Here is a 19,182-nt window from a genome sequence, read left to right as displayed (position 1 = left end):
TGGCATGGGGGGATCCATGCACAGCCTTGGGGGATGCTTCTCTCAAACACGGTACTACACAACCGCAACCAGGTCTCGTATTGGATGTCTCATCGCCCAAGATACCGTCCTGAACTGGTGTAGTACAGGTTGCATCAATACTTGACACTGGATCTCTCTTTTCAGTCATGAGACCCCCGATCCCTGAAGAGTCGTTCAGCCCCTACAGACATCACCTTCTTCAGATGCCAGTAGGGGCCAAGAACGCCTAGTGTCTACGAACCAGCAGCATGATGGAGTCGCGGATTTCGTGCTCCCAGTTGGTGAACGTCCGAGAGAGCCGGTACTGCTTGTCGCAGTATATCGTGATCTTGGCCCAGACGCCCCGACTGCAGTTCGCGATGACCGCCGGCGTTCGCTCGGCGACCGGAGTGTCATCGTCCGGGCTGGCTGGATAGAGCAGGAAGGCCGTGCCGGCCCCAGCGTCGAGACGTACCTCGAACCGCTGCCCGTAGTGGTAAATGGCGCCGAGGTCCTCAGTGTCAGGAGGAAGGTAGAGTACTGGCACGATCGCTCCCCTCGATCTGGATCTCCTCCGCCAGGCGCGGCGGAAGCGGTTCGTCGAAGACGGTTCGGTCGATGACCGCCCCAATACGTTGTTCAAGGGCGAACTTGAGCCGAGACCGATCCCCGACCAGTGCACAGCGAGCAGGCGAACTGGACCACTGGATAACGCCCGGGTAGCCCAGGGTCCAGTCGACCTCTGCAACCAGCACGCGCCGACCTCCCGGTTCCACAGCTGTTACTGAGGCAGACTTCGACGAGACCGTACGGACGTCGAAGGTCCGGGCCATGAACGAAATCGACCCGAGCAGCACGCCGTCAGCGCGGATCGGCGAAACGGCCGCCCTGCCGGTGGCTGACCGCACTTCGCGCGGAACGTAGGGCGGGAACCCCCGGACAGCGAAATACAGGTACAGACCCGTGACGTTGATGAAGCCGAACAGGAAGAAGAGAAATTCGGCGATAGTGTTCATCAGGGCCTCACTCCCTTCGCGAAGCAGTAGGCGACGTACATGGAGTGGGCACGCAGGGCTTGTTCCAGCAGCCACTCGGAGATCTCTGCGCGGATGGACCAGCCCGGTTTGGGGAGGATGAACCGGCCCTCGGTGTGGACCATGGCGGCGGTTCGGCCGTTCACCGTGATCCAGAAGATCTTGCGGGCCCCGCGCCGGACGATCGAGACCGACCGGCCGTCCAGGGTGAAGTTTGCGAGCGTCATTGGCATAGTTGCCTCCTGACTCCCTGCGGATTTGAGCAGGGGGAAGTAAGGAATAGTCGAACCTGTCTTCTCGCCGAGATGAGACGAGGAACACGCCGTGAAGCAGAATGAGCGCACGGCGGCTGGACGCGATCGCCTGATCGCGTTGCAAGGCGGTAAGTCGGCTGGATTCAGCCGGTGAGATCAACTAGGATGAGTCAGTACAGCCGCTCCCTTCGGGAGTTGTTGGAGAGGCGGCTCGCCAGCTACGTTGCCAAACATGAGTCTGGCGAGCCGCTGCCGTGAGTAAGCGCGGTTCTTACTCAAGACCCCGTATGGTCATCTGGACCACACGGCATCATTTATCTTCGCGAGAAGCTCCGCTTGTTGTCAAGACAACACGCCGATATGAGGTAGATACGATTGTCAACCTTCGCCTACCTACCATTACTAGCTCAGAATTCAGCTCGGATACAGCGAATCTTTACATATTGTAGCTAGACAACTACTTTTCGTTGTGCACGAGAAAGATCAGAGTCTCCCCTACGCTCTGTCCGTGAAGAAATCCTTCAGGTATTTTGAAAACTGAACGTCCGAGAAACGACGCGAGAGGCAAGAGGAACGCCCCAAATGAAGATCGACGGCAGAGCGCCGGCTCAATCAAGAAGCCAAACATCCATCCCCAGGAAGTGGGGGGCAGCGTTCGCGACGACCGCGGCGACCGCCCTCGTGGGCGTTGGGCTTACCCCCGGCATCGCAATAGCAGATGATCACACCACCATGGCCGAAGATAACCAATGGGTCCTTGACCAGATCAATGCTGAAAAGGCTTGGTCTTCCTCAAAGGGGGAAGGAGTCACTGTCGCCGTCCTCGATGACGGGTTCCTCGACCACCCGCTCTTGAACGAAAGCAACTTGTTGGAAGGACATGACCTCGTCGTTCCAGGCAACCCTGACGGTGCTTACAACCCCATCGCCGAACACGGCACGAAAGTAATCGGTTCCACACTGATGGTGGCACCGGAAGCTACCATCCTCCCTATAACAATTTTCGGTGATGTAAGTCCCGATCCGTCCGGTGAACGGTTCGAGCTCGACCCTGGGGAAAAGCAACGGATTGAAGACGGTATTCGATATGCCGTCGACCAGGGCGCAGACATCATCACTACTTCATTCGGCTCCCATGACACATCGATGGACACTGACGAACTTCTGGCGGCCTACCAGTACGCCATCGACAACAACGTCGTTGTAGTCTCCGCTGCCGGCAACTCAGCTGGCGAGCCGGTGGGGGCTCCGGCCCGCTACCCCGGAACGGTCGCTGTCACTGGCACGGAGAAGGACGGATCGGTGAGGTCTTCATTGACCACCGGCCCGGAAGTCACTGTAGCGGCTCCTGGCGGCGAACAGCAGTGCGTCCGAGGAGATAACCGGCCCGAATTCGACTGGCAGGAAAACGAAGGCCCGTTCTACGAGTCTTGCAGTGGAACATCGATTTCCACCGCGATTGTCTCTGGGGCCATGGCGCTGGTCCTGGGAGCCAATCCTGATCTCGACGCCAACAACGCCATTAATAGGCTCATAAACACCGCAAGCAATGGGCCCGAAGGCAAGAACGATGAAACCGGCTATGGGATTATCGACATTGACAAAGCGGTGAATTCGGGAGATCTGGATACTGTCGAAGAGAACCCTCTCGGCTATCCTCTCGGCGAAGCTGGACTGAGCGAAACGTCCCCTGCTAACGAAGACAGCGAGGAGGACCAGAAAAGCAGTGAATCTACCGAAGACTCCGCTGCGGATGAAAGCGATGCGTCGGAAGAGGACAGTAACATGCTCCTGTATCTCCTGATCGGAGCAGCTGCTCTCATTGTCATCGTTGCAATCGTCGTGTGGCTCATCCTAAAGAATCGCAATAAGCCGACCCCTCCTTCCCAAGGTGGAAACGAGAATTTCTACGGACAAGTTCCCCCAGGCTCTCCACAACAGCCTGGTTCTCCGCAAGGTAATCAATTTCCTCCCCAGGGAACCTAATACCGAAGTAGTTCAAAGATTAGGGGCAGGGCCTGTACAGGTCCTGCCCCTAATCTTTGAACTACTTCAAATTGCTAGTCGTCGAGTTCATCGCTGTCACGAGAATCGATCCACTGGAACTCGTCTTCAGTGAGCCAAGTTTCGCGACCCTGCTCGTCTTCTTCGTCGAATCCAGCAGCTCCGCCGCGGCCGGCCCCAGCTCCAGCGCCGGCACGACCACCGGCACCAGGACGACCACCAGCGCCGCCGCGAGCATTCGCCCCTTGCCCAGCACCTGGTCGAGCTCCGGAACCCTGTCCGCCACCACGGGGACTAGAACCGGCTCCACCACGAGGCCCTGCACCACTTCCAGAACGGCTGCTACCAGTTCCTCCCTGACCGCCGGACGTACCACTGGTCGGACCGAACAGGCCGGAGCCTCCGCCTGGCGTACCGCCGCCAGCAGGAGTGTAGGTTGAGCCACCGCCGACATTAAGCGCCGGTCCGCCAGGCGTAGCGCTCTGAAGACCACCATTCTCGTCTTCCATTTCGCCACTTCCAGCAGCCGGGTTCCAGTTGCCGAACTCGTCATCGTCGTCGTAGCCGGGGAGATGATCATCTCCGCCGGTTCCATTGTTCGAGCCGCCACTGCCACCACCGCTCAGGCCCGAGTTGTCGCCAGGAGGTGTGGTACCGAAATCCGGTTTCGGCCGGCCACCAGTGAACCCGCCTTCTGGCGGAGTAGCCTGCTGCATGCGCTTCGGCATTTCCTCAGGCTGGGGAGGCTTGCCCTCAGTCCATTGCTTACTGTGCCTGATCTCCTGGTAGTCATCGCCAAGCTTGGCTACAACCTGAGCAAGCTGATCGTGCCGGTCCTCTTCGTACTGTCGGTATTCGGCTTGGAACTGCGGACGCTGCTGTTCGATCTTCTTCTTGTCTTCAGGATCATGCGGGTCGAGACCGCGATCCCGGGCACGCTTCTCCTCGAACTCTTCGTACTCGATGTTGTGAGCCGGGTCGAGGCTGAACTCATCGTACTCGCCGAAAGTTCCGCTTTCAGCCTTCTCACCACGGTGGCTATTAAGGTCGGCCCAGGACTGCGCTTCACGCAAAGCATCTCCCATCGGGCTTACAACAAGTTCCCCGACAGAGTCAATTTTGCGCTTGTTATCAGAGACGTACTTTATGAGCGTGTCCATTTCGCCCTTAAAGGCACTCGAAGCGTCGCCCTTCCAGAAGTCAAGTAGACTTCCCACACGCTGTCCAAGTTCATCCTTGGACATTTCCATACCGCTGCCGAGTTTCGACCAAAGCCTAGGGGCAGCGCTTACCTTGTCTGGCTGCCCAGCCTTGAGCTTCTCCCAGAGCTGCTCGTGCGAATAGGTTCCCTTGTAATAAGCTTTGCCGCGGCCCTTGGCCATTTCTACTCCTTAGTCTCTTCCGCAAGATCTTGAAGTCTCGCAGTTACGGGAGGTCGAGGTCGATCTCGTTCGCAACCTGGTTCATGCTCGCCTGGTTACGACCCTCGGTGTCGGTGTAGTTGTCTTTAATCTGCCTGACCGCCTCGACGGAGGAGGAATAGGCTCCTTCAAGCCTCATGGCTTGATCTCCCCAACCTTCGTACAGCTCAGTGAAGTACGCTTCCCTGACCTCAGCGGCGTCGTCGAAGTCCCCAAGCAGAAGGTCGTCCGCTGATACCGACATGGGGTTCCCAGGGGCCAGAACGCCCGGCTGAACCTCACGAGGCGGCCCGTAGGTTTCAACTGATCCGTTCCCGAAATCAACGACTACCACGTGGTAATCCTCAGTCGATTGCGAGAGGTGATGGGCGAAGGACTCCATTGCATCTTCGTCATGCTGGAGGACATCTTCGCCCGCGATGACGAACATCGTGCCGTCTTCAGTGTCCGCTTGGCGGACCTGAACTGCGCCTCCCGTAAATGGAACGGTGTAAACCACATCGTCGTCGTTGGTGGTGTTGTCGTTCTCGCTCATGCTGATCGTCCTCTTGAAGTAGTTCAGTTCTTGGCGATTCAGTAAGGACACGTATCGGGTCGTGCCCCGGTTTCAAGTCTAGTGATATGGCGGACACGAGCGGGGTTCAGCCGGTGTCCTCCTATATCATAGCCAACCCTCGCAACGCCAATCATCCCGTATTCGTGCCAGTTGCCCCCAGCCGCATCTATCCGAATACGTACCGTGATGATGGATCATTTTTCCTGAGTATCGCCTTCTTGACCGAGAATTCTCCGCCCCCGGCATGGTCACGTCAGCGCTCATTTCGAGTGCGGGCCCAGCTTCCCACGCCCAACGGACTGGCTGCCACGAAGAGGTCGGACACTACGGCACCACCTTTTGGGCAGCCCATGGCACACAGGCCTTCGAGGCCCGCATCCCCTACGTCGGCCTGGCATGCCAACAGGGACTTCCTGGTACTTCGTTCTCAATTGCCCTGACTGAGAGACAGGCCAGTGGGACGCCCGAAGTCGTGAACCCGACAGTGCCTGTCCCACAGTCGTGTCAGGCGACTCCCTGCGATGCCCCCTGTCACCAGGACACTGCTTGTCAACTGCACAAACGACTCTGGCACGTCACGGAGTCATTATCCTAATTGGCTATTGGTAACTGGTTTACCGGTACGCGCGAGGACTGAGCCCAGACAAGGGGCTGGAGAAGACCGGTTGAAGTTCTCGAAAAATCTGACCCAACGGCCGTAACTCGGTGCACCGGTGCCTCGTTAGACCCAAAAATGCAGAAAACGGCGCCCAGGCCTACACCGATCAAAGTTGAGCCTGGACGCCACCAAAACCACTGGTCATAGGACCAGAAGGAGGTTCGATCGTACCATGGCAATCGAACTCGTCGTGGCATGCCGCGACGTGGAAGGCCTGAGCCCGAAGGAAAAATCCACCCTGGTCGCACTGGCCACCTTCGCCGACGAAGCAGGTTTCGTCCACGAAATCCCCGCCGAGAGAATCGCCCGAGCGACTGACTTCCGAGTGCGCACGGTCCAGCGAGCCCTCGCCGGCCTCCGAAAATCCGGCCTGATCGCCGCCCACCATCGGGCCAACCACCCAAACTCCTACTCCGTCGATGTGGGCGCAGCCGAGCACTGCCAATGCGGAGGAATGGGAGCCTCGGTCGGCACTCGAGAAGACGCGGATCAGAAGATTCGGGTTCGGAGTGCGCACGAAAGCAACCACATGCCGCGTTCTGCCAACGAAGACTCGGCTGTGAGGGCGCCGACTGAGATGGCTGACTCGGCAAGGCCCGCACCTGGCCAGTCTGAGGAACTACGTCCGATGGCCTCGGAGAAGCGGTCGTTGAAATCGCCTGAACCTGTGAGAGGTGCCGCTCCCGACCATGGTGTGGCCCAACCGGCCCCAGAATTCCGCGCCGAAACACCGTCCGATGCTAGCGAAGTTCCGCCCCGCGTCGACGACGGCACGTGCCGAGCCGCCCTCGGCGAGCTCTGCCGGTGCCGCCCGACGAAGGACCACCTCCACGTCGAAGGCATGGACTGCGAGACGATGACCAACACGCCGGAGTCGCACTGGGCCCGAGCGGATTCCCTCATGACGGTCGCAAAGGCCTGGAGCTTCTACGGCAACGGTAGGAACTACTTCCGCGAGCTCGTCGAACAACTCGTGGCCCGAGGCTGGGACGGTCCGGCGATCGTCAAGGCGCTGGGACCACGCCCGGAAGTGTCCACCCATCCGTTCGGGCTGATCCGTCATCGGCTTGAGGCACTGCTGGATTCGCGACCACCGACCGAGCAGACCGCATTGACGCCGACTGCCTCCCGGTGCTGGATATGCGGCGGCGAAGCTCCGCAGGGCACCCACAAGTGCGGCCCTTGCGAAGAGGAGAGGCCGGAGGGCAGCAAGTCCCGAGTCCGGTGGCGTGAAGTGTGGAAGCAGATCAACGGCCCTGACGTGTGTCCCGGAACCTAGGCCTTCTCCCTTGGGCGAGCGGTCGTAGGTGAGGCTGCTGAAAGCCGCTGCCTGACTTGGCGTTGGCACGTTGGCGTGCGGTGGTCGCAAATCAGGGCAGCACCGGGGTCCTTGCGATCGCAGCGGCCGGGTCGTCGTCCACACGCGGTTCAAGCCACGGCGTGGTCTGCGGATGGATCGTCCAGGCGGTGGCCGCAACGTTGGCGCCCAGAGGAGCGCTTGCCTGCGATGCCCTGGGAACCTTCGTGGCCGGCGCCGGAGGCTCGGGCGAAACTTGCCGTCGCTGAGGGGATCATCTGCGGACAGGTCTGCAGTTGAGAAGCCACACAGGCCGAAATCGCGCACGCGCGGGAACGCGGCTCAAAGAATGCCGACAAGATAATAAGGTATCGGCGCCGGCGTAGACCGCCTCATTTCGCGAGCCGGGAGCTCCCGATTCCGTCATGAGGCACGGCGCGAGCCGGGCCGGCTCTGGCGACTTAAGCGGGCCTCGGCCATCTACCGGGACGCGCTGGGCGGTGCGCTGGTCGAGGCGAAACAGTGGCTTTGGCGCAGAGCGCCACACACGCCCCGAATCGGCGCTGGAGTCTGTTTCCAGCCTGGTGGCCGGAGTCGTCGCGATTGGCGGGTGATGGCTGATTCGATGAAATTGCCGCCCAAAGGGAGGCGTGCACCACAGTTATCCGGACCACGAAGCGGCGAGTGCCGAGCGCCGCAAATTGACTACGGAACGTAGTCACAAAGGGGCTTTTGGGGAGTTTATGTAACATTTTCATAACGAAAATCCGGCAGATAACGTGATTGACCATTGGCTGCTTAACAATATCGTTCGCCGTAGCTTAACAATCACCAGAATTCATGCTAGCCTCGCAGTCATGCCACGAGGCGATGACACATCCAAGGACCCTGACAAACCGACGCTGCCGGACTACCAGTTCGGGGCTCCCGACCCCAGGGAAGGGAAGGCCCTGTACGACTTGACCGTCAACACGGGAAACCTGGACGTGAACAGTCCATACGCCTACGCGCTGTGGTGCCGCGACTTCGCGGCAACCAGCATCGTGGCCCGCAAGGGTGACGACCTGGCCGGGTCCATCACGGGCTATCTACGCCCCGACGACCCGCGCACTCTCTTCGTCTGGCAGGTTGCCGTCAGCCCCGCCCACCGGCGGCAGGGGCTCGCTCGCCGGATGCTCGACAATCTGGTCGACCGACTTCGCCCCGAAGGCGTCGACTGGGTCGAGACCACCGTCACCCCAGACAACAAAGCGTCCCTGCGTCTTTTCGCGTCCTTCGCCGAAGGCCGCAATGTCAAAATCAAGCAGGACGTGCTGTTCACAGAGCAGGACCTGGGACCCGGCCACGAGCCGGAAGTCCTTCACACCATCGGTCCCCTGCCCTACCGGGAAACTCAGAAATAGCGCCGCTCCCGGTAAGCGCCAGAGACATCTGGAATCTTGAACAGCTCAACAGGCCGACCGAAAGTCATCATGGAAATTTTCGAAAAGGTCGAATCACAAGTACGCTCCTACTGCCGCACCTGGCCCACCGTGTTCACGACTGCCAAGGGCAGCGAGATCACGGACGAGAACGGGAAGACCTACCTGGACTTCTTCGCCGGGGCCGGCACGCTGAACTACGGGCACAATAACCCGGAGATCAAAGGCAAACTCCTCGAGTACCTCGCGGAGGACAACGTCATCCACACGCTGGACATGCACAGCACGGCCAAGGCCGACTTCCTGAAGACCTTCAAGGAAGTCATCCTCGAGCCGCGCGGCATGGACTACAAGATGATGTTCCCCGGACCGGCCGGCAACAACGCCGTCGAGGCGGCCCTCAAGCTGGCCCGCAAGGTCACCGGTCGCGAGACCATCGTGTCCTTCACCAACGGCTTCCACGGCATGACGCTCGGAGCCCTCGCCGTCACCGGCAACTCCATGAAGCGCGGCGGAGCGGGCGTCCCGCTCAACAACGTCGCCACCATGCCGTTCGACAAGTACATGGACGGTCAGACGCCGGACTTCCTCTGGCTGAAGACGCTCCTCGAGGACCCGGGCTCGGGCCTCGACAAGCCGGCCGCCGTGATCGTCGAGACCGTGCAGGGCGAAGGCGGCATCAACGTCGCCAGCGCCGAATGGCTGCGCGGCCTCCAGGAGCTGTGCCGCGAGCACGAGATGCTCCTCATCATCGACGACATCCAGATGGGCTGCGGCCGCACCGGATCGTTCTTCTCCTTCGAAGAGGCCGGCATCAAGCCGGACATCATCACCCTCTCGAAGTCGCTGTCCGGCATCGGCATGCCGCTCGCGGTCACGCTGTGCCGCCCCGAGCTCGACGTCTTCGAGCCCGGTGAGCACAACGGAACGTTCCGCGGCTTCGCCCCGGCGTTCATCACCGCGACCGCCGCGCTGGACGCGTACTGGCGGGACAACACCTTCGCCAAGTCCATCACCGCGCACGCCAGCTGGCTGGACGAGCAGCTCCACAAGATCATCGACGACTTCCCGGAGCTGAAACTGTCCACCCGCGGACGCGGCCTGGCCCGCGGCCTCGTGTTCGACAACCCGGACCTGGCCGGCGAGACCACGACCGAGCTCTTCGAGCGCGGTCTGCTCATGGAGACCGCCGGAGCCGAAGACGAGGTCGTCAAGTTCCTGCCGCCTCTCACCACCACCATTGACGAGTTCGAGAAGGGACTGGGCATCCTTCGCGAGGCCCTGTCGGCCGTCTCGACGAAACACGTCAAAGTCCTCGCAAAGGTTTAGGAGAACCACACACATGCTCGTAAAGCGTCTGTCCGACATCGAAGGCACCGACCAAGACGTCCTCGGAAACGACCGGGACAAGGCGGAAGGCACGTGGCGCTCGCGCCGTCTGCTGCTGGCCCGCGACAGGGTCGGCTTCTCGATGCACGACACCGTGCTCTACGCCGGAACGTCCACGACGATGCAGTACGCCAACCACACGGAGGCGGTCTACATCATCGAGGGCAAGGCCAAGCTGACCGACCACGAGACCGGAGACGTGCACCAGCTGGCGCCTGGCACGCTCTACCTGCTCAACGGCGGCGAGAAGCACACCCTCGACATCGATGAGGACCTTCGGTGCGTCTGCGTCTTCAACCCGCCGGTGACCGGGCGCGAGGTGCACGACGAGAACGGCGTTTACCCGCTGCTGACCGAGGACGACTAGCAGCGAGTACGAGGAAGACTTACTTTCCTTCCCGGGAAACGGGGGCGGCTCAGCCATGAGGCCGCCCCCGTTTCTCATGTCCGGAGTCCGAAACGGTAGGGGCGCAAGCCTGCCCCTTCCCCACTCCCCCGGGGCCATCGGGCACAAATTCCTTTGAAGCACTCCGAACTGCGCGTATGCAAAATTTCTGCCGCGCGTATGCATCCGCGGTACATGGTGACAGGGTCATTTCCCCGACATCCGAAAGGTTGATCACCATGCGCAAGACCGCGATCGCCGTCGTCGGCGGAGCACTGCTGGCGCTCGGCGCCGCTCTGCCCGCACAGGCCGCCCCGGCAGCGGCACCGGAGTCGAGCAGCGTCTCCACCGACCAAGCCGAGATCCAGGGCCACTGGTCCTCCATCCAGTACTCGGACCACAACTCGAAATCGGCCTGCAACAGCGCGCGGCAGGACAAGCTCATGCAGCCGCGGACCAAGGTCATCTCGGGCTGCTACTACTCCTACGGCGAGTGGATCTTCGAGTGGCGGTACTACATCCCCTAGGCCCTTGACGGCCTGAACGCTTAACCCCCAGGTCGGTCGTTCGGCGGCACGTCGCGGGCACAGCCGCCGAACGGCCATTCCCCAGAAGTACGCGGGACTCCGGCCGAGCGCTCGCAAAGGAATCGAGAAAGGTATCTTCATGACACTTAAGCAACTCGTCGGCGGTGTGGTCATTGGACTGGCTCATACCGGTGGCACTCTAGTCGCCCAGCCGGCCTACGCCGCGCCGACGGCCGTCGACCAATCCGTCGGCACGCAAGGAAAGACCCAGAAGTGCGATGCGAAGTACGACGCCTATAAGGCCGCACAAGCGAGATACAACGCTGCGGTGTTCAACGACTACCCGCCTTCGACAATAAAACGCTACAAGGACGCCATGCACCGAGCTTTCGCCGAGTACCGCCGCTGTTTGAACTCCTGACCGAGCTGACCGAACTCTCCCGGCGCGCCAAACGTCCTTTTCCCTGTCCTGTCAGGGCGTATGGCGCGTTTTCCGGTTTGCGGCACCCTACGGGTGCCGCAAATTTCAGCTCAGCCCACTGACGGGATGCTGTACAGCTCGAACGTGTCGACCATCAGGCTGTACAAGGTGTGCACGGCCCAGACCAGCGCCACAGTGCCGGGAACAGCCATGAGCCCCGCCGCAATGAAGAGCCTGGCCCCGATCGCCGAAAAGGCCGCGAAGAGCAGGAACACGGCGAACGTGCCCAGTGCCAGAACGACTCCGACCATGATCGGCGTCGTGTCGATGAGCGGATACTCGGACAGCAGAGACTCCGCCGACCTGGCCCCTGCGATGAACACCGCCACGGTGACGAAGAGGCCGGCGGTCGGGATCATCCACGTGCACTTGGCGAATACCCGCGCGACGGCCGGATGGTCCCAGTCGCTGTCGGGTTGAGTGGCAGTCGGTTCCTCGTGCATAGACCCCTCCGTCTTCTCTGCTGCGTTCACGGCGAGAGATCGCCTCGCCGACGTCGCCGTGGATTCCGCCCGCTGAGGCGGAACCGCTCGCCCTCCAGCTTGCATCGGCGACGCAAGACGGAACCGACCGCCCTCGCTCGGATGGCGAAGCTGAGGTGCCCATGGGACAAGGGGCCGCGGAGCGGGTAACCCGCGCAGGGAGGATAAAGGGCGACACCGGACGAAGTCGTACAACGAGGTCCGATTGACGGATGGACGGCGAAGGGCGCCGCACGGCAGAGAGACCGTGCGGCGCCCACAGGGAAAAGGGAACGGGCCGACCGGCCCGAAGACTGGACGTCCGGGTGCGAACTAGCCCTGGCCGATCTGGTCGGTGGCGGCCTGCTCGGCGTTGACGGCATAGATGATGGTCATGGCGTCGCCCGGCTGAGCCTCCAGCTTCTTGGCGAGGTTCTTCGACTCGAGAGCGGTGGCGCAGGCCTGGGTCTCGCCGAAGAGCTTGCCGCAGAACTTCTCGGCCTTGCCGTTGACCTTCGCGGCGAAGGTGGCGGCCTCCTGCACGCTCATCGGGGGCTCGTTGGCGATCTTGTCGAACTTGAAGGAGTAGAACGACTGGGCGTTCCCGAGGTCGGACAGGACCTCCATGTCCCCTGCACCGTGCGCCGTGGCATAGGCGCCGTACTGGGCGATGCGGTCCGAGGCGGCCTCCGCACGGGCGAGGTGGCAGTTCGTCACGGCCTGAGCGTCACCGGTCAGAACGGTGGAAGGGCTGCAGGCGCTCAGGTCGCTGCTCGGAGCCGTGGCGGCCTGGGCGGAACCGGCGGCGAGAACTCCGGCGGCAGTGGCGAGAACGGCGGCGGTGGCGAAAAACTTCATATCAGGTTCCTCCTGTGGACGATATCGTTTCACCCCATGTAACGACCCCAACACGTTATTGGTGACGGCCTTGAGACAGACTTTTCCGGGCAGAACGGACAGGTAATGAAGGCGATGAATGTTAGTCTGCGGCCATGATCAACGGAGTTCACGTAGTCCTGTACAGCCACGACGCCGAAGCCGACCGGGCCTTCTTCAAGAATGTCCTGCGATGGCCGTACGCCGACGCGGGAGAGGGATGGCTGATCTTCCGCGCTCCCCCGGCGGAGACGGCGGTCCACCCGTCGCCGGAGGGAGCGGAGCACGGCGAGATGATGCTGATGTGCGACGACCTGGAGGAGACCGTGGCCGACCTCAAGATGTCCGGCGTCCCGATCACACAGCCGATCAAGGAGCTCAAGTGGGGCAAGGTGACGGCCATCCACCTGCCGGGAGGCGGAGAGCTGAGCCTCTACGAGCCGCTGCATCCGAGGCCGACCGGCGAATGAGCGGACGGCCTCCGCCGGGCCACGGGCCGGAGACGGCGGAGATCTGGAGGGGAAGGGCCGGGATCGGATCCCGGCCCTTCCGTCAGTTCATGTTGTCGCCCCACCCGTCAGAGCCGGCCCAGATCGCGGCCCCGGCGATGATGTAGAACAGGATGATCAGAATGAACCCGGCGGCCGAGATCCACCCCAGGACGATGCCGGCGGTGGCCAGCGGCCGACCGAGCTGCCCGGTGGCGTTGACCTCTTTGCGCGCCGAATAGCCGATGAAGAGCCCGATGATTCCCACCGGACTGCAGAGCCCCACGGTGCCCAGCACCAGCGCGGCCACGGACTTGCCATTGATATCGCGCCGCTCGGGCGGCGCCTGCGGATAGGGCTGTTCAGGTTTCACGGATTCTCCCTTCGACAATGTGGACACAGTCTAGGGAGGGAAACCGGTGGTCGCAGGGGTATCGGTGTTATTCGTCCGCGACGGCGAGCCAGTAGTCGCGCAGGCGTTCGGCTACGGCGACGGGATTAGACAGGATGGCGAAGTGGCCGCCGGGAACGGTGTCGAGGGGCAGCTTGAGCCGCTCGGCCACCACCGGTTCGAGGAAGGACGGCGGGAAGAGCCGGTCCTCGTCGAAGGCCAGGAAGCGGGTGGGCGCGTCGGGCCAGGACGGCAGGCCCCAGGGAACGGTCCAGGACGGCCTGCCCTGGGAACGGGAGCGATCGAGCCCCTCGTCGGCGAGTTCGGGGACGTCGTGGAAGAAGTTGGACCGGATCTCGTCGGGAGAGTCGAGCCGGACGTTGAGCTCGGTGTGCCCGGTGTTCCCCCAGAAGTCCGAGACGGCCTCTCCGTGGAGGGGCACCATCGCGCCGAGGAGGACGATCATGCGGGCGGGCATGGCGGCAGCGGCGAGGGGCGCGATGTAGCCGCCGAAGGAGTGGCCCACGAGCACGGGATCGGGCAGGCCCTCGGCGAAGGAGGCTACGTGGGCGGCGTACTCGGGAAGTCCGGCACTCTTGTCCTCGAAGGGGAGATCGGGCGCAACCGCCTTGTGCCCCAAAGATTCGAGAGCGGGGATGAGGCGGTGGAAGTCCCACGAGGTCCGTCCGCCGCCGTGCACGAGAATGAAGGTCGCCATGGAGTCTCCTTGTCGGTGGCGTCCATCGTATCGAGTGGAGAGGGAGCGTCGCGTTCGAGTGGGGGCGCCCTCGACGGGCGCCCCGGCGGCTATAGGTCGGGACGGGGAATGAAGCTGAGCTGCCTCATGGCGTCGAGAGTCATGCGAGCCGTCTCCAGGGCGTCCCCCCGGTGCCCCTCCTCGGACAGTGCGACGGCCCGGCCGATGCCGGCGTAGACGTCCTCGAGGACGCGCAGGTTCTCCTCATAGCGCTGGAGCAGTTCGCGGCAGCCTTCCATGACGGGTGCGTGGACTTCGCGTAGAAACGGGTACCTCTCTTCCAGTTCGGCGGCGTGGAGCGTCAGTTCCGTGACGAACGCGTGGCCCGCCTCGGTCTCGACCCGCCCCAGGGCGCAGTAGGAACGTACGAGCGTGTACAACTCTTGATCCAATTTCTCCGGCACGGCACTTCTCTTCCGTTGGCTCGGTGGGGAATTCCAGGGAACCTGAAACATGAGCTAACCGTATAGACCGTAGTACGGGAAATCGGCGACCCGAGACACGGGGCCACTTTCAGTGAGACGGGGGATCCCTATAGTCACCATCGATCGATGAATGCGCACCGGTAATGGACAATACTGTTGGTTTTTACTGCGTAAATGCGGCCACGTCGGGGCTCCGGGATGCGGCCCGATCGTCCTGGCAGCCGTAATCCCTTGCGGCAGAACACTAAAGCTAAGACAATCGTCTTCTATGGACTTTATTCGTCCTTGTCGGAGGTGGTCTCGGACGCCGCCTCGCGCGCGGCCTCATAGAGCGCCGTGGCCTTCTCGGCGTCGCCGGCCTCCAGGAACTCGTCGACCTTGTCCAGGACCGCGAGAAGCCCCTGCGTCTTCCCCATCAGGTCGTCGAGCGGATTGACCAGGTCAACCGTCATCGCGGCGACCTTGTCCACGGCCTCGCCGAGCCCGGCGGCGGTCAGGCCCTCGGCCTTCTCGTCCAGCTCCCTCTTGATGGAATCGCGGCGCTCGCGCAGCTCCGCGAGGTTGGCGGTCATCGCCTCGCGGGTCTTTTTCACTCGTTCGTGCGTGATCGTCATGTCTGGAAGCCCTTTCACATTGGAGACCGGCACCAAGAGTACTCGATGAGGGCCAAGAGGCCGAAGAACGAAAAACGGCCGGCGGGGATCGCTCCCCGCCGACCAGACGCTCACCCGATGGAGCCTGGGCCCCATTCGCTCCGGGATCGCGTCTCCCGCAGTGTCACTATTTCACCCGGATCGCTCCGGGAGTCCATGCGCCACGGATATGTGTGGCGCCATCGCCTCAGCAGCCGAGTTCGGCCAGGCTGAAGGCAGAGGCGTTGTTTCGTCCGGCCTTCACTTCGACAGAATCGAAGTCTGCCGCGTAACCGTCCTTGGAAACGATAATCGTGTAGGTACCGGCGGTCAACCAGCGCTCGTACGAACCATCCTCGCCGGTGACGAAGTGGCTCGTCCCGCCCTGCGGGTCCCGCAGCTGGACCTGTGCGCCCGACAGATCGACGACCGTGCCGTCGCAGGTCACCGCTTCGACACTGCCGTCGAGCTTACCCTGCTGAGGCCGGGGTACGACCAACATGGACACCTCAACGCCCGGAGATTCACCCGGACTGACGTAATCGACGCCCAGCATGGCCGTGTAGGTGCCCGGCTGGTCGATGCCCTCGCCCGAGACGGTCACCTCGACGACGACGGTCTCGTCCGGCTCGACGGTGACGCGAGCGGGCTCAACGGAGAGCCACGACGCGGCGGCCGCGTCGACCTCGCCCATCATCTCGAACTCGCCGTCGGAGGCGGCGAAGTCGACCACGCCCGGAGCCGAACCGACATTGCGCAGCTCCAGCTCGAAGGTCCAGGAACCGCCCTGCTGGACGCTCGTCGCGAGACGCTCGTCCGAGACCTTGATGTGGGCCGTGCCGATCTCCATCGCAACCTCGGAGACGCTGGAGTCCTCGATGGCCACCGTGGTGACGCTGGAACCGAAGTCCTCCATCGTGGCGGTCAGCTCGACGTCGCCGGTGTCGGGAACGAACATCCAGTAGGAGCCGTCCTCGTCGGTGGAAGTCGACGCGCCGGCGCCGGAGACGATGGCGCCCGCCAGCGGCTCACCGGTGTCGGTGCTGGTGACGGTGCCGCGAACGATACCGCCCTCCTGCTGGACGCACTCGGCGTCGCCGATCATGACGTCGTCGACCGCCCACCACCAGGCCCACGAACCGCCGTCGACGTAGTGGAACTTCAGCTGCGCCTCAGTGGCGTCGCCCCAAGCGGAGAGGTCGACCGACTCAGTCGAGTCGCGGACGTCGGAGGAGGCCGACCAGATCGACTCCCAGGAGTCGCCGCCGTCGACGGACAGCAGCACATCAGCCTGCGAGTTGCTCAGGTGGTTGTAGTCGTTGGCCCACGTGAGCGTCTTGTCATCGGCACTGCTCAGGTCGAACACCGGGCTGATCAGCTCGGTGTCCACGGTCGCGCCGACCCCGGCCTCGTCGGAGTCCGCCATGGCGAACCCGTCCGAACCGGGAGTGGAGTTGACGCGTCCGGAGTCGTACGTCCAGGCGTAGTCGCCGTTGTTGACGATCTCCCAGCCGCCGGCACCGCTCTCGAACTGCTCGCCGAGCGGGTCGAAACCGTAGCCCGGAGCGGCACAGGACTCACCGGAGACCTCGACGACGAGGTCCTCGGTGCCCGTGGAGGCGGTGGCGGTGGTCGTCTGGTAGCCCCGGTACTCGGGGTCGACGGTCAGGTCCCACTCGCCGGCCGGAAGCTCCATGGAGAACTCGCCGGTGATCGGGTCGGCCTCGGCCACCACTTGGCCGTCGGCCGCGGAAACGGTGCCGCCGAGGGGCCAGCCGTGGCCGTCCCCGTCGACGACGGTGCCCGCCACGGTGCCGGACTCGACCGACTCCAGCGTCCAGGTGAACTCGTTGACCGTGTCCATCTCGATGGTGATCGTGCCGGAGGCCGCCCCGTAACCGAAGGCGGAGACGCTGTAGTCCCAGTCCCCGGCCGTCAGCTTCGCAGAAACGGTGCCGTCGGCTTCGGTGGTGAGCTCGCGCTCGCGCTCGCCGTTGGACAGCGTCACCTCGGCGCCGGCCAGGCCCTCGCCGTCGGCGTTGACGACACTGGCCTCCAGGTCGCCGACGTCGCCGATCGGGGCGTTGTTGATCATCGCGACCGCGTCGACCATGCCGTTGCCGTAGACGTTGTTCGCGTCGCCCTCGCTGCCGCACTGGTCGTCGGCCTTGGGCCGAGCGGTTCCGGTGAGGAGCTCGTAGACGCTGTCATAGTCGCCCTTGAGCTGCGGAGCGGCGCTGAGGAGCAGAGCGATCTGCCCCGCAACGTGCGGAGCGGCCATGGACGTGCCCGAGTAGGAGGCGTAGCCGCCGCCGGGAACGGAGGAGCGCACGCCCGCGCCCGGGGCCGAGATGTCCGGCTTGATCTGGCCGTCGACGCCCGGTCCGCGCGCGGAGAAGCTCGCGATGTTCTGACCGGAGTCGTAGGCGCCCACACCGATGACGTTCGGGTAAATGCCCGGGCTGCCGGCCGTGTTGCACGATGGACCGCTGTTGCCCAAGGACGTCACGGGAATGATCCCGCCGGCGTGCCACAGGTCGACGATGTCGACGTAGAACGGGTCGTAACCGGGGGCGGTGGTGCCCCAGGAGTTGTTGACCACGTCGGGGGCCTGCGACGGGTCGGGGTTGTTCCCCTCCCAGTCGGTCGGAGCGGCGATCCACTCGCCGGACTCCAGCAGGGCCTCCAGGCTGGGGCAGCAGCCGTTGACGCCGATCCAGTCCGCGCCGGGAGCGACGCCGATCTGGTTACCCTCGCCGTCGTCGCCGACCATGGTGCCGGTGACGTGCGTGCCGTGGGTGTCGGTGTCGCAGGGTTCGTCGCCGCAGGAGCCCTGGACGTCGAAGTAGTTGTAGTCGTGGGAGAAGGTCCCGTCCCCGTTGTTGCCACGGTACTGGTCCGTGATCGCCGGGTGGGTGTAGTCGGCGCCGGTGTCGACGAAGGCGACGGTCACGCCATCTCCGTCGTAACCCATGTCCCAGACGTCGGGAGCGCCGATGTCGTCCAGGCCCCACTCGGTGGCCTGCGGGGAGGGGTCGGCGTCGGTCTTCTCGACGGGGTCGATGAGGCTGATCTCCGGGGCCTCGACGACGGACTCGACCGAGTCGAGGACGACCAGGTCCTCGAGCAGTTCGATGTCGCCCTGGACCTTCACGGTGGAAGAGGCCCAGTAGGTCTCGAAGTCGGCGCCGGCGGACTCGAGGACGTCGACGGCCTCCTTCTGGGAGTCGACGGCGAACTCTTTAGCCGCCTGGACCGACGCCTCGGCCTTCGCCTCCTTGCTCTCCGCCGCTCGCGCCGCGTCGAAATCGGCCTCGCCCGCGAACCGCAGCCAGAGTTCGGTGTCACCCTCGGCTTCGATCTCCGAGAGCAGACTCGCGTCCACCTTGGAGTCGAGGAGGGCGCCGACCTGATCCTCTTGGGCGAGTGCGGACTCGCCTACGGCGAGTGGAACGAGGATTCCGACACCCGCGGCCGCGAGGACCTTGCGTGCGCGTCTTTGTCGCATGGACTCAGACTCCTGTCCTGTTGAGGGGCCTGTCCTTCCCTCCACTCCGTACCGCGTTGAGGTCGCGGCCGACGGATTCTCCGAGGGGGACAAGCGGGCCCGGGTTCGGGCCCTGCGTCTGAGAATGGCATTACGGTCCCAAATGTGCAAGCTTCTCAATACTGAGTGCACGATGCCGTCCGGCATGCGGGACAAGGAAACAGAAAGGACATTGCCT

Annotated in this window: 20 protein-coding genes; 8 read left to right on the top strand and 12 right to left on the bottom strand. The window is 63.1% G+C overall.

Annotation, left to right across the window (positions count from 1 at the left end; all coding sequences use genetic code 11):
• Nucleotides 1-247: 247 nt before the first annotated feature.
• From ACFTE1_RS02870 to ACFTE1_RS02860, 3 genes are read right to left on the bottom strand one after another with little or no spacing between them, the layout of a single operon-like run.
• Nucleotides 248-547, bottom strand: coding sequence for a hypothetical protein (locus tag ACFTE1_RS02870; RefSeq protein ID WP_380618487.1), 300 nt, complete (start codon nucleotides 545-547; stop codon nucleotides 248-250).
• Entirely contained in the window at nucleotides 522-1,016 is a 495-nt protein-coding gene (locus ACFTE1_RS02865) for a hypothetical protein (RefSeq protein ID WP_380618485.1), read from the bottom strand. Before ACFTE1_RS02865 ends, ACFTE1_RS02870 begins: the two co-directional genes overlap by 26 nt.
• The gene (locus ACFTE1_RS02860) at nucleotides 1,016-1,261 is read right to left on the bottom strand and encodes a hypothetical protein (protein WP_380618483.1); all 246 of its coding nucleotides are present in this window, start codon (nucleotides 1,259-1,261) and stop codon (nucleotides 1,016-1,018) included. The genes ACFTE1_RS02865 and ACFTE1_RS02860 overlap by 1 nt, the downstream gene beginning before the upstream one ends.
• A gap of 609 nt (nucleotides 1,262-1,870) precedes the next feature.
• Between ACFTE1_RS02860 and ACFTE1_RS02855 the strand changes: the two genes are divergently transcribed.
• Entirely contained in the window at nucleotides 1,871-3,274 is a 1,404-nt protein-coding gene (locus ACFTE1_RS02855) for a S8 family serine peptidase (protein WP_380618481.1), read from the top strand.
• 74 nt (nucleotides 3,275-3,348) lie between these two features.
• On the opposite strand, the gene ACFTE1_RS02850 is transcribed toward ACFTE1_RS02855, so the two are convergent.
• On the bottom strand, nucleotides 3,349-4,674 hold the full coding sequence (locus ACFTE1_RS02850) for a hypothetical protein (RefSeq protein ID WP_380618479.1): 1,326 nt from the start codon (nucleotides 4,672-4,674) through the stop codon (nucleotides 3,349-3,351).
• 43 nt (nucleotides 4,675-4,717) lie between these two features.
• On the bottom strand, nucleotides 4,718-5,248 hold the full coding sequence (locus ACFTE1_RS02845; protein WP_380618477.1) for a hypothetical protein: 531 nt from the start codon (nucleotides 5,246-5,248) through the stop codon (nucleotides 4,718-4,720).
• Between the two features lie 851 nt (nucleotides 5,249-6,099).
• Here ACFTE1_RS02845 and ACFTE1_RS02840 point away from each other — a divergent pair.
• The 6 genes from ACFTE1_RS02840 to ACFTE1_RS02815 all read left to right on the top strand — a co-directional run bounded on the left by ACFTE1_RS02840 (nucleotide 6,100) and on the right by ACFTE1_RS02815 (nucleotide 11,367).
• Nucleotides 6,100-7,206, top strand: coding sequence for a hypothetical protein (locus tag ACFTE1_RS02840; protein ID WP_380618475.1), 1,107 nt, complete (start codon nucleotides 6,100-6,102; stop codon nucleotides 7,204-7,206).
• 875 nt (nucleotides 7,207-8,081) lie between these two features.
• A complete protein-coding gene (gene ectA / locus ACFTE1_RS02835; protein WP_380618473.1) occupies nucleotides 8,082-8,627 on the top strand; it encodes a diaminobutyrate acetyltransferase in 546 nt (181 codons plus the stop codon).
• Nucleotides 8,628-8,696: 69 nt separating this feature from the next.
• Nucleotides 8,697-9,974, top strand: coding sequence for a diaminobutyrate--2-oxoglutarate transaminase (gene ectB / locus ACFTE1_RS02830; RefSeq protein ID WP_380618471.1), 1,278 nt, complete (start codon nucleotides 8,697-8,699; stop codon nucleotides 9,972-9,974).
• A gap of 13 nt (nucleotides 9,975-9,987) precedes the next feature.
• On the top strand, nucleotides 9,988-10,401 hold the full coding sequence (locus ACFTE1_RS02825) for an ectoine synthase (protein WP_380618469.1): 414 nt from the start codon (nucleotides 9,988-9,990) through the stop codon (nucleotides 10,399-10,401).
• 257 nt (nucleotides 10,402-10,658) lie between these two features.
• A complete protein-coding gene (locus tag ACFTE1_RS02820) occupies nucleotides 10,659-10,946 on the top strand; it encodes a hypothetical protein (protein ID WP_380618467.1) in 288 nt (95 codons plus the stop codon).
• Nucleotides 10,947-11,085: 139 nt separating this feature from the next.
• Nucleotides 11,086-11,367 carry a hypothetical protein gene (locus tag ACFTE1_RS02815; protein ID WP_380618465.1) on the top strand — a complete coding sequence of 94 codons (282 nt, stop codon included), beginning with the start codon at nucleotides 11,086-11,088 and terminating at the stop codon, nucleotides 11,365-11,367.
• 110 nt (nucleotides 11,368-11,477) lie between these two features.
• Here ACFTE1_RS02815 and ACFTE1_RS02810 read toward each other — a convergent pair whose 3' ends face one another.
• Nucleotides 11,478-11,870: a hypothetical protein gene (locus ACFTE1_RS02810; RefSeq protein WP_380618463.1), complete on the bottom strand. Its 393-nt coding sequence runs from the start codon at nucleotides 11,868-11,870 to the stop codon at nucleotides 11,478-11,480.
• Nucleotides 11,871-12,221: 351 nt separating this feature from the next.
• A complete protein-coding gene (locus tag ACFTE1_RS02805; protein WP_380618461.1) occupies nucleotides 12,222-12,746 on the bottom strand; it encodes a hypothetical protein in 525 nt (174 codons plus the stop codon).
• A 134-nt stretch (nucleotides 12,747-12,880) separates the two neighbouring features.
• Here ACFTE1_RS02805 and ACFTE1_RS02800 point away from each other — a divergent pair, with 134 nt between their 5' ends.
• Nucleotides 12,881-13,234 carry a VOC family protein gene (locus ACFTE1_RS02800; protein ID WP_380618459.1) on the top strand — a complete coding sequence of 118 codons (354 nt, stop codon included), beginning with the start codon at nucleotides 12,881-12,883 and terminating at the stop codon, nucleotides 13,232-13,234.
• 82 nt (nucleotides 13,235-13,316) lie between these two features.
• Here the strand turns inward: ACFTE1_RS02800 and ACFTE1_RS02795 are convergent, their stop codons facing one another.
• The 5 genes from ACFTE1_RS02795 to ACFTE1_RS02775 all read right to left on the bottom strand — a co-directional run bounded on the left by ACFTE1_RS02795 (nucleotide 13,317) and on the right by ACFTE1_RS02775 (nucleotide 18,965).
• Complete coding sequence (locus ACFTE1_RS02795) at nucleotides 13,317-13,625, bottom strand: DUF4190 domain-containing protein (protein ID WP_380618457.1); 309 nt, start codon at nucleotides 13,623-13,625, stop codon at nucleotides 13,317-13,319.
• Between the two features lie 67 nt (nucleotides 13,626-13,692).
• Nucleotides 13,693-14,361 carry an alpha/beta fold hydrolase gene (locus ACFTE1_RS02790; RefSeq protein ID WP_380618455.1) on the bottom strand — a complete coding sequence of 223 codons (669 nt, stop codon included), beginning with the start codon at nucleotides 14,359-14,361 and terminating at the stop codon, nucleotides 13,693-13,695.
• Between the two features lie 89 nt (nucleotides 14,362-14,450).
• A complete protein-coding gene (locus ACFTE1_RS02785; RefSeq protein WP_380618453.1) occupies nucleotides 14,451-14,804 on the bottom strand; it encodes a hypothetical protein in 354 nt (117 codons plus the stop codon).
• Between the two features lie 296 nt (nucleotides 14,805-15,100).
• A complete protein-coding gene (locus ACFTE1_RS02780) occupies nucleotides 15,101-15,439 on the bottom strand; it encodes a hypothetical protein (RefSeq protein ID WP_380618451.1) in 339 nt (112 codons plus the stop codon).
• A 226-nt stretch (nucleotides 15,440-15,665) separates the two neighbouring features.
• The gene (locus tag ACFTE1_RS02775) at nucleotides 15,666-18,965 is read right to left on the bottom strand and encodes a S8 family serine peptidase (protein ID WP_380618449.1); all 3,300 of its coding nucleotides are present in this window, start codon (nucleotides 18,963-18,965) and stop codon (nucleotides 15,666-15,668) included.
• Between the last annotated feature and the right edge of the window lie 217 nt (nucleotides 18,966-19,182).

This window comes from Salininema proteolyticum (genome assembly GCF_042685645.1).
Taxonomy (GTDB): Bacteria; Actinomycetota; Actinomycetes; order Mycobacteriales; family Micromonosporaceae; genus Salininema; species Salininema proteolyticum.
This window is presented reverse-complemented; position numbering and strand designations above follow the sequence as displayed.